This window comes from Xanthomonas graminis pv. graminis (assembly GCF_030168915.1).
Taxonomy (GTDB): domain Bacteria; phylum Pseudomonadota; class Gammaproteobacteria; order Xanthomonadales; family Xanthomonadaceae; genus Xanthomonas_A; species Xanthomonas_A translucens.
Genome location: NZ_CP076255.1, coordinates 4,485,797 through 4,498,706, shown reverse-complemented (window position 1 = coordinate 4,498,706; position 12,910 = coordinate 4,485,797). Strand labels below are relative to the sequence as shown.

The window sequence follows — 12,910 nt, the reverse complement described above, 5'->3', positions numbered from 1 at the left end:
GGACTCGCCCGCACCCGCGACGGACCGCGTCACCCCACCACCACCGCCACCGCCACACCACCCGCTTCGGAGGGGAAGCTTCCTATGTCCAGCACCGCCATCAACCCGTCGGGCAAGCCCCTGACCCAAGGTCACAAGAAGGTGATCTTCGCCTCCAGCCTGGGTACGGTCTTCGAGTGGTACGACTTCTATCTGTACGGTTCGCTCGCCGCGATCATCGCCAAGCAATTCTTCAGCGGGGTCAACGAGACCACCGGCTTCATCTTCGCGCTGCTGGCCTTCGCCGCCGGTTTCGCGGTGCGCCCGTTCGGCGCCGCGTTCTTCGGCAGCCTGGGCGATCGCATCGGCCGCAAATACACCTTCCTGGTCACCATCGTGCTGATGGGCCTGTCCACCTTCATCGTCGGCATCCTGCCCAACTACGCCAGCATCGGCATGGCCGCGCCGATCATCCTGATCGTGCTGCGGCTGGTGCAGGGCCTGGCGTTGGGCGGCGAATACGGCGGCGCGGCGACCTACGTGGCCGAGCACGCGCCGCCGGGCAAGCGCGGCCTGTACACCAGCTTCATCCAGACCACCGCCACGCTGGGCCTGTTCTTGTCGCTGCTGGTGATCCTGGGCACGCGCATGACCCTGGGCACCGAGGTGTTCGAAGACTGGGGCTGGCGCATTCCGTTCATGGTTTCGATCGTGCTGCTCGGCGTGTCGGTGTGGATCCGCATGCAGTTGAGCGAATCGCCGCTGTTCCAGCAGATGAAGTCCGAGGGCAAGGGCTCCAAGCAGCCGTTCCGCGATAGCCTCAAGGACGGCAATTTCCGCCTGATGCTGCTGGTGCTGCTCGGCGCCACCGCCGGCCAGGCCGTGGTCTGGTACGGCGGCCAGTTCTACTCGCTGTTCTTCCTGACCCAGACGCTGAAGGTCGACGGCACCACCGCCAACCTGCTGATCGCGGCGGCGCTGGCGCTGGCCACGCCGTTCTTCGTGATCTTCGGCTGGCTGTCGGACAAGATCGGGCGCAAGAAGATCATCCTCGCCGGCTGCCTGCTGGCGGCGCTGACCTATTTCCCGATCTTCAAGGGCCTGACCCACTTCGCCAATCCGGCGGTCGAGGAAGCCCGGCAGAGCGCGCCGGCCGCGGTGGTCGCCGATCCGGCGACCTGCAGCTTCCAGTTCGATCCGATCGGCAAGGCCAAGTTCACCAACTCCTGCGACGTCGCCGCCGCGGCGCTGGCCAAGGCCGGCGTGCCTTACGCGATCAAGCCGGCGGCGGCGGGGTCGCTGGCGCAGGTCAGCATCGGCGGCACCCAGGTGCCCGCGTACGAGGCCGCCGGGCTGGGCAAGGATGAGGCCAAAGCCAAGTCCGATGCGTTCGGCAAGCAGCTCAAAGGCGCGCTGACTGCGGCCGGCTATCCGGAGAAGGCCGATCCGGCGCGCATCAACAAGCCGATGACGCTGCTGCTGCTGTGGTTCCTGGTGATCTACGTGACCATGGTCTACGGCCCGATCGCCGCCTACCTGGTCGAGCTGTTCCCGACCCGGATCCGCTACACCTCGATGTCGCTGCCTTACCACATCGGCAACGGCTGGTTCGGCGGCTTCCTGCCGACCATCTCCTTCGCCCTGGTCGCGGCGACCGGCAACATGTACTACGGCCTGTGGTACCCGATCGGCATCGCGTTGATGACCTTCGTCATCGGCCTGTTTTTCCTGCGCGAGACCAAGGACGTGGACATCACCAAGTAAGGGCTGCCCCTTGCGCCGGGATGCTCCCGGCACCGCGACGCCGGCCTTGCGCCGGCGTCGTCGTGTGCGGCATGCGCCGCGCGCGCAGGGGCTGAGGGCCGGCGGCCTGCACACCTGCTGGCTCGACGCGCACGGCCTGGTCGTGCCGGACGGCATCGTGCTGCATGACGCAGTGGCGCCGCTGCAGGGCGTCCTGTAGGAGCGGCTTCAGCCGCGACACACAGGTCTGCGCAGGCCATGCCTGCTGGCACCGCCACGCATCGCGCCATACGCCGCCATCGTATAGTGCGTGCATGGTCATTTCCGCCGCCACTTCCGGCGCCACCGACACGCCGCTCGCCGCATTGCCGGTCACCTTGCAGCGGCTGCGCGCCGCCTGGCAGGCCGCCAAGCCCGACCAGGCGCAGCGCCGCGACGACCTGCTGCGCCTGCGCGCGGCGCTGAAGCGGCGCCTGCCGGAGATGGCCGACGCCATCGCCGCCGATTTCGGCCATCGTTCGCGCCACGAATCGCTGCTCGCCGACGGCATGACCGTGCTCGGCGAGATCGATCACCTGCTGCGCCACCTCAAGCGCTGGATGCGGCCGCAGCGCGTCGGCGCCGGCTGGCGGCTGTGGCCGGCGCGTGCGGAAGTGCGGCCGGTGCCGGTCGGCGTGGTCGGGGTGATCGCGCCGTGGAACTATCCGGTCAACCTGGCGCTGATTCCGCTGGCCACCGCGATCGCCGCCGGCAACCATGTCTACCTGAAACCGTCCGAGCACACCCCGCGCACCGCGCAGTTCCTGCAGTCGCTGCTGGCCGAGGTGTTCCCGCCGCAGCGGGTAGCGCTGGCGCTGGGCGCGGCCGAGGTGGCCGGCGCCTTCGCCGCGCTGCCGCTGGACCATCTGGTGTTCACCGGCTCCACCGCGGTCGGGCGCAAGGTGATGGCCGCCGCCGCGCCGAACCTCACCCCGCTGACCCTGGAGCTGGGCGGCAAGTCGCCGGCCATCGTCTGCGCCGACTACCCGCTCGCGCAGGCCGCCGCGCGCCTGGCCACCGGCAAGTGGTTCAACGCCGGGCAGACCTGCATCGCGCCGGACTACGCGCTGATCGACGCCGGCCGCAGCGCGGCGCTGGTGCAGGCGCTGCGCGCGCAGGTGCTGGCGCGCTACGGCGACTTCGCCGCGGCCGACGACTACACCCGCATCGTCAACGCAGGCCAGTACCGGCGCCTGCGCGGCTATCTGGACGACGCGCGTGCGCGCGGGCTGGAAGTCATCGAACTGGCCAGCGTCGAGCCCGGGCGCGCCGAACGCGAACGCCTGATCGTGCCGACCGTGGTGCTGCAGCCCGGCGACGACGCGCTGTTGATGCAGGAGGAGATCTTCGGCCCGATCCTGCCGCTGCGCAGCTATCGCACGCTGGACGAGGCCATCGCGATGGTCAACGGCCGCGACCGGCCGCTGGCGCTGTATCCCTTCAGCCACGACCGCGCGCAGGTGGAGGCGATCCTGCACGCCACCGTCGCCGGCGGCGTCACCGTCAACGACAGCCTGCTGCACTTCGCCGCCAACGCGCTGCCGTTCGGCGGCATCGGCCCCAGCGGCATGGGCGCCTACCACGGCCGCGCCGGCTTCGACGCCTTCAGCAAGGCGCTGCCGATTTTGTGGCAGTCGCGTTGGGCCGCCAGCGATCGGCTCAAGCCGCCGTATACGAAGATCGCGCGGTTGATCGATCTGCTGCTGCGCTGATCGCGCAGGCCTGGATGCCTGCGACGTCCTCGGCCGCTTCGACCCGGGACGCACACCGAGACGCGCGACCCGCGGCGCAGACGCGTGCGCGATGCCGACCTCCTTAGACAGCGGCGGCAGCGCCACGCGTAGCGGGTTGCCGCGCCGTCGTCGCGCGCCAGCAATAATTAATTCATGGTTAGTAATTAGATTGTGCCCCGACGCCACCGCCGATCACGGTCGGCTTCGGCCTCTGCGCGGCCCATTGCCGTGCTCGGAGCGCGCAGCAAGCGAGTCCGCCGCAGTGTCGACCTGCAGGCGCTCGTCCACCCCTTGCGCCACTTTTCCAACTGGGACAGAGACAATGAAAACCAACCTCGCGCAACATCCGCTGGCCCGCGCCTGTCGCGTGCTGGCGACCCTGGCCACCCTCGCCGTCGTGCCGCAACTGGCCATGGCCTCTTGCGGCGACAACACCGACACCAAGATGAGCCGCATCATGTTCAAGGGCAGCAGCGGCAATGCCGTGGTGCTGGCGCATCGCGGTCTGTGGGGCAAGTATTCGGGCATCGGCGACATGCCGGAGAATTCGCGCGGCGCGCTGCAGACGGCCAACGACCAATGCATGGACGGCGTCGAACTGGACATCAAGATGACCAGCGATGGCGTGCCGGTGGTCCTGCACGACTACAACCTGGGGCGCACCACCAACGCGTGGACCGCGTTCCGCGGCGGCACCAAGTACAACCCGGCCAACAACACCGGCACCAACCCGGCCGTGAACACGGTGCCGTGGTCCACGGTGGCCAAGCTGTCCCTGCTCACGCCCGACCGTCGCACCACCACCGGCTACCACGTGCCGCGCGTGGACGATCTGTTTGCCTACTACAAGCAGCACAACCTGAAGACGCCGATCGTGTTTGACATCAAGGACGCCGCGTCGGTGCGCGCGGTGAACCGCGCCGCTGCAGCCGCATTCTCCGTCACCGAAGGCAACTACGTCGCGGCCAAGGTCAACGTGACCCTGTATCCGACGCGCGCCGCCTACCGTGCCGACGGCGACGGCATGATCGGCATTCCGGTGTTCACCACCAACATGCTGACCAAGGTCAACGTGAACAATTCGATCCTGGCCTGGATCACCGATCGCAAGCCGATGGAAGTCAATGTCAAGCAACTGAACGGACTGCTGCAGAAGCATGCCGATGCGGTGCGCGAGGACGGCGCCCGCCTCGGCGTGTTCCAGGCGATTCCCGACGGCCCAGGCGGCGGCCAGTTCTACAACAACACCGGCGCCTGCTGCTATCGCCTGTCGGACCTGTACTTCTCCTATTCCGGCGGCCGCGACACCGCGGACAACCGTGGCGACCTCAACTACATCGTCAATCAGCAGGCCTTCGACCTGATCACCACCGACGATCCGAAGGCCGCGATCGCCTACCTGCGCGCGCGCGGCAAGCACGACTAATCAGTGCGCTTGGCCGGCCGGCCCGAATGGGCCGACCGTTTCCGACGACGGCGCACCCATGCCGTCCGCTATGCCAATTTCCAGGAGTCGAACATGTCCCTCTCCATCGCCAGGCGCGGCGCCGCCATCGCCTGTCTGCTTGCGGCCTGTCACATCGCTGCCGCGTCCGCCGCCGCCAGTGCCGAGCCTGCCGGCGCCGATCCGGTGGTGCTGCGCGTCGGCGCCGCACGCTTCACCGCCAGCGAATATCGCGCGTTGGCCAGCACCGACGCGTTGAGTGCCAGCGGCATCGACCAGCCCGACACGGTCCGCCAGTTCGCCGATCGCGTGATCCTGCTCGAGCAGGCCAAACACCACCACCTGGAGCGCGATCCGGCGGTGGCCGCACAGCTACGCCGGACGGCCGACACGATCCTGGTCGAAGCGGCCATGGCCGACCTAGCCAGCCGCGCGCGCATCGACGAGGCGCAAGTGCAACGGCAGTTCCAGGCCCATCCCGGCGACTACGACGAATACCACCTCAGCCATCTGTTCGTGGCGCTGCATCCGCAATCCGATGCGCGCCGCGGCCACGACCTGTCCGAGGCGCAGGCGCTGCAGCGTGCCGAAGCGCTCAAGCGGCAGCTCGATGCGGGCGCCGATTTCGCCACGTTGGCGGTGCGCGAGTCCGACGACGGCGCCACCGCCGCGGACGGCGGACAGCTTTCCGCCGCGTTCGGGCGCTACCTGGCCGACCCGTTCGTCGCTCCGGTGCAGCAGCTGGCGGTGAACCAGGTGTCCGCGCCGGTGCGCGGCCCCGATGGCTATCACCTGATCCGCCTGGATGCCAAGACCGCAGCGCGTTTCGATGCGGTGCGCGGGCAGATCGAAGTGCAATTGCGCGAGCAGGCGGCGGCGCAGGCGTTGCAGCAATTGCGCCAGACCCATCCGCTGAGCTTCGACCGTGCGGCGTATGCCGCCAACGCCCACTGAGCCGGCATGGACACGCTCGCACGGACACGTCCGTCGACAGCCACGTCGCGGGGGCATGTGCTGGTTGCCGCAGCGGCGCTGTCGTGCGCGGCACTGGCCATCGCGCTGCTGCGGCCACAGGCGCCGGCCGCAAGCGTTGACGCCGCGCGGCCGCGCACGCAAGCCGCGATGACGCGAGCGCTGCCGCAGACGCCGCCCGCCGCCGTCGCGGTAACGCCCACGCCGCCTTCGGCCTGGACCGCGGGCGTGGACGCGCAGCGCATGTACGCCATCGCCATGCAGTACGACGCGTGCCGGGAGCGCGCGCAGGCACCGCCGCCGAGCGCTGTGCTGCCTCCAGGGATCGACGAGATGGACAGCGCGGCGGCCGCGGCGCAGCGCGACGCCGAGCGCCAGCGCCGCGACGCCTGCGCCGGCATCGGCCGCGTGCAGTACGCGCAGATCGACACGATCCTGCGCAGCGCTGCCGCGCAGGGCGATGCGGATGCGCAGCGCACCTTGCTGGAACAGCGCGTGCACGGCGTGCTCGAGCGCGCCAGTGCCGGCCTTCGCCCCGGCGAACGGATTGCGCTGCCGGCGGCTGACGAGCGCGAAGCCGAAGCCGTCGTCGCCGATCTGGAAACGCTGGCGTTGCACGGCGATCGGCCATCGATCGACGCGCTGGCGCAGTTGCTGGAGGCGCCGACCCTGGCCATCGCCGATCCGGCCTATGCGGCGGCCTGGCGCCTGGCGGCGCGGCAGACGCCGGAGCAGCCGTTCCCGGCGCCGGAGCGGCTGGCCGGCGGCGAGGAGTTGCTCGAGCGGCTCGATCCCGCGCAGCGGCAACAGGCACTGGCCCTGGCGCCGGCGCTGTACGCGCAGTGCTGCGCCCGCCGCTGAGCGGGCGCTGGCGCGGCAGGATTGGCCGTCGCGGCGGGCAACGGTCAAAATACCCGCCGGCCGCCTGTTATGGATTTCCCCTTGAAGATCGCCTCATGGAACGTCAACTCGCTCAACGTGCGCCTGCCGCACCTGCAACAGTGGTTGGAGACGTTCGCGCCGGACGTGGTCGGCATCCAGGAAACCAAGCTGGAAGACCACAAGTTCCCGGACGCGGCGCTGGCCGCGGCCGGCTACCGCAGCGTGTTCGCCGGGCAGAAGACCTACAACGGCGTGGCGATCCTGTCGCGCGCGCCGCTGAGCGACGTGCAGATCGGCGTGCCCGGGCTGGACGACGCGCAGAAGCGGGTCATCGCCGCCACTGTCGGCGAGCTGCGCATCGTCAACCTGTATGTGGTCAACGGCCAGGACGTGGGCACCGACAAGTACGCCTACAAGCTGCGCTGGCTCGAAGCGGTGCACGCCTGGCTCGCCGCCGAACTGCAGCGCTACCCGCGCATGGTGGTGCTGGGCGATTTCAACATCGCCCCGGACGCGCGCGACGTGCACGATCCGCAGGTGTGGAGCGATAACCACATCCTCACGTCCACCGCCGAGCGCGGCGCGCTGCACAAGCTGCAGGCGCTGGGGCTGCACGACGGTTTCCGCCTGCACCATGCCGACGGCGGCATCTTCAGCTGGTGGGACTACCGCCAGGCCGGCTTCCGCCGCGACCTCGGCCTGCGCATCGACCTGACCCTGGTCTCCGACGCGCTGAAGGCGCACACGCGCGCGGCCGGCATCGACCGCGAGCCGCGCGGCTGGGAACGTCCCAGCGACCATGCGCCGGCCTGGATCGAGCTGGACGTCGAAGGACCCGGCGCATGAGCGAACGTCATCCGCGCCGCTGCATCGACAAGGTCGGCGACACCGCGATCGCGCCGCTGCACCGGCTCAGCTGCCACTGCGGCGCGGTGCAGATCGACCTGGAACTGCCGCACGGCATCGTCGATCCGCGCCGCTGCAACTGCTCGCTGTGCCGCCGCCGCGGCGCGATTGTCGCCTCGGTGCCATTGGCCGCACTGCACGTGCGCGAGGGCGCCGAGGCACTGCGCCTGTACCGCTTCAACACACATACCGCGCAACATCATTTCTGCGGTGTGTGCGGGATCTACACGCATCACCAGCGCCGCTCCGATCCTGGCGAATACGGCTACAACGTCGGCTGCCTGGACGGCGTGGATCCGTATGCGCTGGCCATCGCGGTGCCGGTCAACGACGGCGTGCAGCATCCGGCCGACCGCGCCGCCTCGTGAGCGGCGCCGCAAAAGCAAACGCCCGGCGGACCGGGCGTTTGCGCACACCTGCAGCGGCGTTTGCGCTTAGCGCGCGCGGCCGCGGGTGAACAGGTTGACGATGGCCAGCAGGATCACCGCGCCGATCAACGAGTACAGGAACGTCCACAGCGTGATCGCCTGGTTGATGCCGCCACCGAACAACCAGCCGGCGATCAGCGCGCCGACGATGCCGACGACGATATTCAGGATGATGCCCTGCTGTGCGTCACGGCGCATGATGATGCTGGCCAGCCAGCCCACGATGCCGCCGACGATCAACCAGATGATGATGCCCATGGGTCACACTCCTAGATTCTGCCCGCACCGGAAGCGGTGTGGCGTGCGCCATTTAAGGAGCGCTGCCGTGAAGCGCCCGTGTACCCGGGCAGGGGTGTCGCAGCGGCCATTGTGGTTTGTGGAAGCCGCGTGAAGGAGCCTGCCGAAGCGCCGCTGCACCCGGACCCGCCGCAATGGCGGTACGGCCCGGTGGCGCTGTGGCTGCGCCCGCATCCGCCGCGCACGCCGGGCGAGGCGCAGGCGCGGCGCCTGCTGTCCGCCGAGCTGGCCATGCCGGAGGCGCAACTGCCGCTGCGCCGCGACGAACGCGGCCGGCCGTGGCTGCACGCGCCACTGGCGCATGTCGGCACCGGCTGGAGCCACAGCGGCGACTATCTGCTGGTGGCGATCGGCGCGCACGCGCGGCTGGGCGTGGACATCGAACACCAGCGCGCGCGGCCGCGGCTGCTGGAACTGGCACAGCGCTTCTTCCATGCCGACGAAGTCGCCGCGTTGCAGGCGCTGGCCGAACCGGCGCGCGAGGCGCTGTTCTTCCGCCTGTGGTGCGCCAAGGAAGCGCTGCTCAAGGCGCACGGGCACGGGCTGTCGTTCGGGCTGCACCGGCTACGCTTTGGCGAAGACGCCGCCGGTGTGCTGCAGCTTGCCTGGTGCGACCCGGCGTTGGGCATGGCCGCGCGCTGGCAGGTGCACGAGTGGGTGCCGGCGCCGGACTATCGCGCCGCGCTGGCCTGGTATCCGCTCGACTCGGCGTAGCGCCGCCCGGCCTGATGGCGGTCTGCTTTGGGTAAGCGCGGGAACGGCTCCCGTTCGGGGATCTGCCGTGCCGGTTTCTCCCGGCGTGGGGCGCCCTCATCTATCCGGCGCGTGCCGTGCATCGCATGGCCGCTGTGGCGCCGCGCTCGGTTTGCTTGAGCGCATACGCGATTTGCTCTTCGGTGAAACGGGGCTTCTTCATCGCCTGAATCCTTTTTTTGCCACGGGATCCATACGGTGCGGAGTCTCTACTTTAGAATAGAACGGTTATAGTTACCTGTATCCAGGTTGGACTCAGCGCCTAGACACTCGAAACCGTCAGGAAGACCGAACCGGTCAGCGCTCGCGCCGATCATGGGAGCGCCACGGACAGGCCGACACCGAGGTGTCGTGCACCGGTTGCGCTTGGAAGCGCTGGAGCAGCTAGCTGCGTTTCGCTAAACTTCTTAATACGCTTTAAGCAATGGCCTTGACTAGATCTCCCACTCGGATGGTTCCCAATCGACGCGGTATCAGTTTTTGGCCAAATGTCAGGCCTTGCGCGCTGCTGCGATAGCGAGCAAGAGTGCGAAGCGGCTCGCCGCTGGCGTCGCGTTCGCCCCGTTTGAAGTCTACGTTGGCGAATACACAAAGCGTACGGGGTTTTCCCACCTCGAATTCGGTTTCGCCGATCTGGATGCACTTCCATCCATCTTCTACATGGGGGCCCTGTCCACTGATCACCAGATTCGGGCGAAACTGCAGCATCGGCACCGGGATGGCCAGCTTGGTATTGAGCAGATCCACGGACTCTTTGGAGATCAGCAGGATGGGGAAACTGTCTGCCAAGCTAACCACATCACCGGGCTGGGCGTACTTGGAGTCCAGTGGTCGCAGGCATTGAGGATCCATATGCAGCAGGCGCACCGACTGCTTGAGGAATGCGCTTAACCATGCATGTGCATCGGCGCTCGCCAAAGCAGGTGCGACCGATGAACCCCAAACAGCGGTTTCTACCCGCGTCACGGGATCAAACGGCGCTTGTACCGTGATGGCAGGCATTTCCGGCGCTTCCAGATGCAGCAGTCCGCTCTCGCCGGGCCGCGCACGGATCAGGGTCAGTTTCGGACATTCCCGGCCAGTGAGTGCCTTGCCCATCGCATCGACGACCATCCAGCGCCGGTCATGCCGCAGTCCGGAGAGTTCCAACTGTGCTTGCCCGCAGGTCAGGGGCGCACAGGATTTCATCGGATAGATATGTATCGATACGAGTGAACAGGTCATGGTAATGTCGCTAGAGAGGATATTAGGGACGGCAGTCGGGTCGGTGGCTGCCTAGCCGCGGCATTCCGTGGAGCTACTAGTTGTTGTAGCCGCCCCAAAGCAGCGCCTTGGGGATTCTGGCCTCCTCGATCGTGATCGCGCCACCGCTGTCGCCATCGCCACTGGCGGCGAGCGCGTCGACGATCTTCAACGCTTGCCGGTCCAGCAACAGCGCCGCCATCGCTTGCAATTCGGCGAAGATCGTGCCGTCCGAGCGAGACGACTCCAGCTCCAGCCTGACCGCGATCTCGCCCAGGCATCTTACGCCGTCGAACAGCCGCCATGCCCTGGCGGCCAGCGGAGAAATCTTCAACGCCGACATTCTGCCGATCAGGTAGTACTGCCCCTGGAACTGGCGCAGGCGGAAAATCCGGCATTTGGCGAAAATCGCCTCAGGGACGATCATCGCGTCTCTCCAAGCAGCGCCGTCTCCAGCGCACTTTCTTGATGATGGAATTCATCGATCAGGTTGAGGCAGTCGTCCAGTACGGTACACCGGGCCGCAGGGCTGGAGCAGTCCCGGTACAGAGCGTGCAGGATCGTGTCCTGGGTAGCTGGGATGCGATGGCTGACGCTGTCGAAAGCCTGCTTCCACCACTTGGTCCTGTCGACGCTGGCGCCCAAGTAGTTGGCGTAGATCGTCGCCAGCGACATTAGCGCTTCACGGGCCAGGAAGAAGGCCGACTCGGGTTCACCGATTTCCAAGCGGCCTGACAGATCTTCGTATAGGTGATTGAGGCGGGCGACCCGCATGCGTGCCTGCCACAGGCAAAGCCGTTTGACGCAAAGCCGCTGCTGGAGCGCCTCGAAGGCCGTGCGCCGATGTAGCGGTTTAGCTACCGACAGCCGGTGCAGAATGCTCTGCACGCTTTCCACACCCAGGTGGCTGGACAACGGGCGGGTGTTGACGAACATGCCGGGATCGGCGAAATCGAGCGCATCCAGGCGCTCGATCATTTCGGTGATGTCCTGTTCTAGGAACACCGCCACCTCGACCGGCGCGCCCCGGAACTCATCGACGAGAAAGGCCGTGCGCCCCGAGTTGGCGACACGATAGCGCCTTTCCTTGACCCTGCGCTCGATCTCGGCCGGATCAGCGATGATCACCACGTCCACGTCCGAGGTCGCGCTGCCGCGACCTTCGTTGATCGAGCCGCTGTAGTAGCACAGGAAGTCGCCTGGAGCGGCGAAATCTAGAATATCGCCTGGTGTCAGAGAAAATTTGCGAAAGAATTCCTCGTCGTTCAAGAACGGCATGCTGTCAGGCTTCCATGGAAGAGAGATTTGGCAATACCCACTTCAGCCCATGCAAAATTCGCGGAAGCGCTGGGCAAGTTGTGGAAAATCTTCGTTAGGGCGAGGCAGGCCTCGCATCGACCCTGGTGCTATCTTGGCATGTACGAACGCTGGCGAGGCGGCGTTTTCGTAGAGCTTGAGCGCGTTCTCGAACCCTGCCGCTGAGTCGACCGAAATTGCGAGCGCGTATCCACATGCCGAAGCGATCGCGCAGAAGTCGATGCCTGCGCTCACCGTTGGTTGGCCTCCAGTTGAGTCATGGCAACCATTGTCGAGCAGGACGTGCATGAATCCGGGCGGGCGCGCCGCGCCGATCGAGGCGAGGTTGCCCAAGCGCATCAGCAGCGCGCCGTCGCCGTCCAGCGCCACTACCCGCCGGCCACTGCCCAGCGCCACGCCGAGCGCCAAGGCACCGGCATGGCCCATCGAACCGGTCATGTAGAAGTGCTGCGGGCGGTCTGCCAGCGCGTACAACTCGCGTGCACACTTGCCGGTGTTGGCGATAATCGCCGTGGCGGGGTTCGTCGTAGCAAGCAGCAGGCTGAGCAATTCGTCACGGCGCAGCGGCACGCCGTGGCTACGCAGATCATGGAAACTCGATTGCGGTGTGATGGGCGTCGGCAGCGGCGGTGCCGGCAGCATGGCGAAGGCATCGCCGTCGAGGACGATGGCGGCGCGCTCGCGCGCGATCCAGGCACGCTGGGCCGTGTCGAGCGCGCGATCCCACGTGAAGTCGTGGGCGCTTGCATCCTGCCAGGCCACGACCATCTGCTCCAGCAGAGCTGGAGTGATCATACCCATCAGGGCATGTTGCGGCTCATCGTGTATGCCTGGGCGACCGCGCCAAGTCAGCATTACCAGAGCGGGGATCTGAAACGGCGCCAGCAGCGAGGTCATCGGGTTGACCATGTTGCCCAAGCCCGAGTTTTGCGACAAGGTGACGCAGCGCTTGCCGGCCAGCCACAGCCCGGCGCCAATCGCCAGCGCCTCGCCTTCGTGATTGGAATGCACGTAGCCGATGCGCTCGTGCGCCATGACGCCATTGATGAGCGGCGTCAGAAACGAGCAAGGAACTCCAGCGAAATAATCAAATCCCAGGCACGCCATGCGGTTTAGCACATCAACCGCACTGTGTGGCTGTGCGGTCGGCAAAGTTGAGTGCGGAGAGGTCATGG

At 67.1% G+C, this 12,910-nt stretch carries 14 protein-coding genes; 9 read left to right on the top strand and 5 right to left on the bottom strand.

The window, feature by feature from the left end:
• The first annotated feature begins 84 nt into the window (after nucleotides 1-84).
• The 8 genes from KHF85_RS19590 to KHF85_RS19555 all read left to right on the top strand — a co-directional run bounded on the left by KHF85_RS19590 (nucleotide 85) and on the right by KHF85_RS19555 (nucleotide 8,066).
• Nucleotides 85-1,743: an MFS transporter gene (locus KHF85_RS19590; RefSeq protein ID WP_284567947.1), complete on the top strand. Its 1,659-nt coding sequence runs from the start codon at nucleotides 85-87 to the stop codon at nucleotides 1,741-1,743.
• Between the two features lie 10 nt (nucleotides 1,744-1,753).
• Entirely contained in the window at nucleotides 1,754-1,942 is a 189-nt protein-coding gene (locus KHF85_RS19585; RefSeq protein ID WP_284567946.1) for a hypothetical protein, read from the top strand.
• 94 nt (nucleotides 1,943-2,036) lie between these two features.
• Complete coding sequence (locus tag KHF85_RS19580) at nucleotides 2,037-3,473, top strand: coniferyl aldehyde dehydrogenase (RefSeq protein WP_284567945.1); 1,437 nt, start codon at nucleotides 2,037-2,039, stop codon at nucleotides 3,471-3,473.
• 433 nt (nucleotides 3,474-3,906) lie between these two features.
• Nucleotides 3,907-4,920 carry a glycerophosphodiester phosphodiesterase family protein gene (locus KHF85_RS19575; RefSeq protein ID WP_284569606.1) on the top strand — a complete coding sequence of 338 codons (1,014 nt, stop codon included), beginning with the start codon at nucleotides 3,907-3,909 and terminating at the stop codon, nucleotides 4,918-4,920.
• 93 nt (nucleotides 4,921-5,013) lie between these two features.
• Nucleotides 5,014-5,892: a peptidylprolyl isomerase gene (locus tag KHF85_RS19570; protein ID WP_284567944.1), complete on the top strand. Its 879-nt coding sequence runs from the start codon at nucleotides 5,014-5,016 to the stop codon at nucleotides 5,890-5,892.
• 168 nt (nucleotides 5,893-6,060) lie between these two features.
• Nucleotides 6,061-6,771, top strand: coding sequence for a hypothetical protein (locus KHF85_RS19565; protein ID WP_284567943.1), 711 nt, complete (start codon nucleotides 6,061-6,063; stop codon nucleotides 6,769-6,771).
• Nucleotides 6,772-6,852: 81 nt separating this feature from the next.
• Complete coding sequence (gene xth / locus KHF85_RS19560; RefSeq protein ID WP_284567942.1) at nucleotides 6,853-7,638, top strand: exodeoxyribonuclease III; 786 nt, start codon at nucleotides 6,853-6,855, stop codon at nucleotides 7,636-7,638.
• On the top strand, nucleotides 7,635-8,066 hold the full coding sequence (locus KHF85_RS19555) for a GFA family protein (protein WP_284567941.1): 432 nt from the start codon (nucleotides 7,635-7,637) through the stop codon (nucleotides 8,064-8,066). Before xth ends, KHF85_RS19555 begins: the two co-directional genes overlap by 4 nt.
• Before the next feature lie 66 nt (nucleotides 8,067-8,132).
• Here the strand turns inward: KHF85_RS19555 and KHF85_RS19550 are convergent, their stop codons facing one another.
• On the bottom strand, nucleotides 8,133-8,384 hold the full coding sequence (locus KHF85_RS19550; protein ID WP_003466992.1) for a GlsB/YeaQ/YmgE family stress response membrane protein: 252 nt from the start codon (nucleotides 8,382-8,384) through the stop codon (nucleotides 8,133-8,135).
• A 129-nt stretch (nucleotides 8,385-8,513) separates the two neighbouring features.
• On the opposite strand from KHF85_RS19550, the gene KHF85_RS19545 reads away from it, so the two are divergent.
• Nucleotides 8,514-9,137, top strand: a complete 624-nt coding sequence (locus tag KHF85_RS19545) for a 4'-phosphopantetheinyl transferase family protein (protein WP_284567940.1) — start codon at nucleotides 8,514-8,516, stop codon at nucleotides 9,135-9,137.
• A gap of 456 nt (nucleotides 9,138-9,593) precedes the next feature.
• Here the strand turns inward: KHF85_RS19545 and KHF85_RS19540 are convergent, their stop codons facing one another.
• From KHF85_RS19540 to aepY, 4 genes are all read right to left on the bottom strand, one after another.
• The gene (locus KHF85_RS19540) at nucleotides 9,594-10,400 is read right to left on the bottom strand and encodes an MOSC domain-containing protein (protein ID WP_284567939.1); all 807 of its coding nucleotides are present in this window, start codon (nucleotides 10,398-10,400) and stop codon (nucleotides 9,594-9,596) included.
• Between the two features lie 76 nt (nucleotides 10,401-10,476).
• Entirely contained in the window at nucleotides 10,477-10,845 is a 369-nt protein-coding gene (locus tag KHF85_RS19535) for a hypothetical protein (protein ID WP_284567938.1), read from the bottom strand.
• Entirely contained in the window at nucleotides 10,842-11,696 is an 855-nt protein-coding gene (locus KHF85_RS19530) for a hypothetical protein (protein ID WP_284567937.1), read from the bottom strand. The genes KHF85_RS19535 and KHF85_RS19530 overlap by 4 nt, the downstream gene beginning before the upstream one ends.
• A gap of 42 nt (nucleotides 11,697-11,738) precedes the next feature.
• Nucleotides 11,739-12,908, bottom strand: coding sequence for a phosphonopyruvate decarboxylase (aepY, locus tag KHF85_RS19525; protein WP_284567936.1), 1,170 nt, complete (start codon nucleotides 12,906-12,908; stop codon nucleotides 11,739-11,741).
• Nucleotides 12,909-12,910: the final 2 nt, after the last annotated feature.

Bases quoted from the DNA above. Each gene is read 5' to 3' on its own strand.
- KHF85_RS19535 (WP_284567938.1), bottom strand. From the start codon at position 10,845: ATGATCGTCCCTGAGGCGATTTTCGCCAAATGCCGGATTTTCCGCCTG.
- KHF85_RS19565 (WP_284567943.1), top strand. From the start codon at position 6,061: ATGACGCGAGCGCTGCCGCAGACGCCGCCCGCCGCCGTCGCGGTAACG.
- KHF85_RS19555 (WP_284567941.1), top strand. From the start codon at position 7,635: ATGAGCGAACGTCATCCGCGCCGCTGCATCGACAAGGTCGGCGACACC.
- KHF85_RS19550 (WP_003466992.1), bottom strand. From the start codon at position 8,384: ATGGGCATCATCATCTGGTTGATCGTCGGCGGCATCGTGGGCTGGCTG.
- KHF85_RS19575 (WP_284569606.1), top strand. From the start codon at position 3,907: ATGGCCTCTTGCGGCGACAACACCGACACCAAGATGAGCCGCATCATG.
- KHF85_RS19530 (WP_284567937.1), bottom strand. From the start codon at position 11,696: ATGCCGTTCTTGAACGACGAGGAATTCTTTCGCAAATTTTCTCTGACA.
- KHF85_RS19590 (WP_284567947.1), top strand. From the start codon at position 85: ATGTCCAGCACCGCCATCAACCCGTCGGGCAAGCCCCTGACCCAAGGT.
- aepY (WP_284567936.1), bottom strand. From the start codon at position 12,908: ATGACCTCTCCGCACTCAACTTTGCCGACCGCACAGCCACACAGTGCG.
- KHF85_RS19570 (WP_284567944.1), top strand. From the start codon at position 5,014: ATGTCCCTCTCCATCGCCAGGCGCGGCGCCGCCATCGCCTGTCTGCTT.
- KHF85_RS19580 (WP_284567945.1), top strand. From the start codon at position 2,037: ATGGTCATTTCCGCCGCCACTTCCGGCGCCACCGACACGCCGCTCGCC.
- KHF85_RS19540 (WP_284567939.1), bottom strand. From the start codon at position 10,400: ATGACCTGTTCACTCGTATCGATACATATCTATCCGATGAAATCCTGT.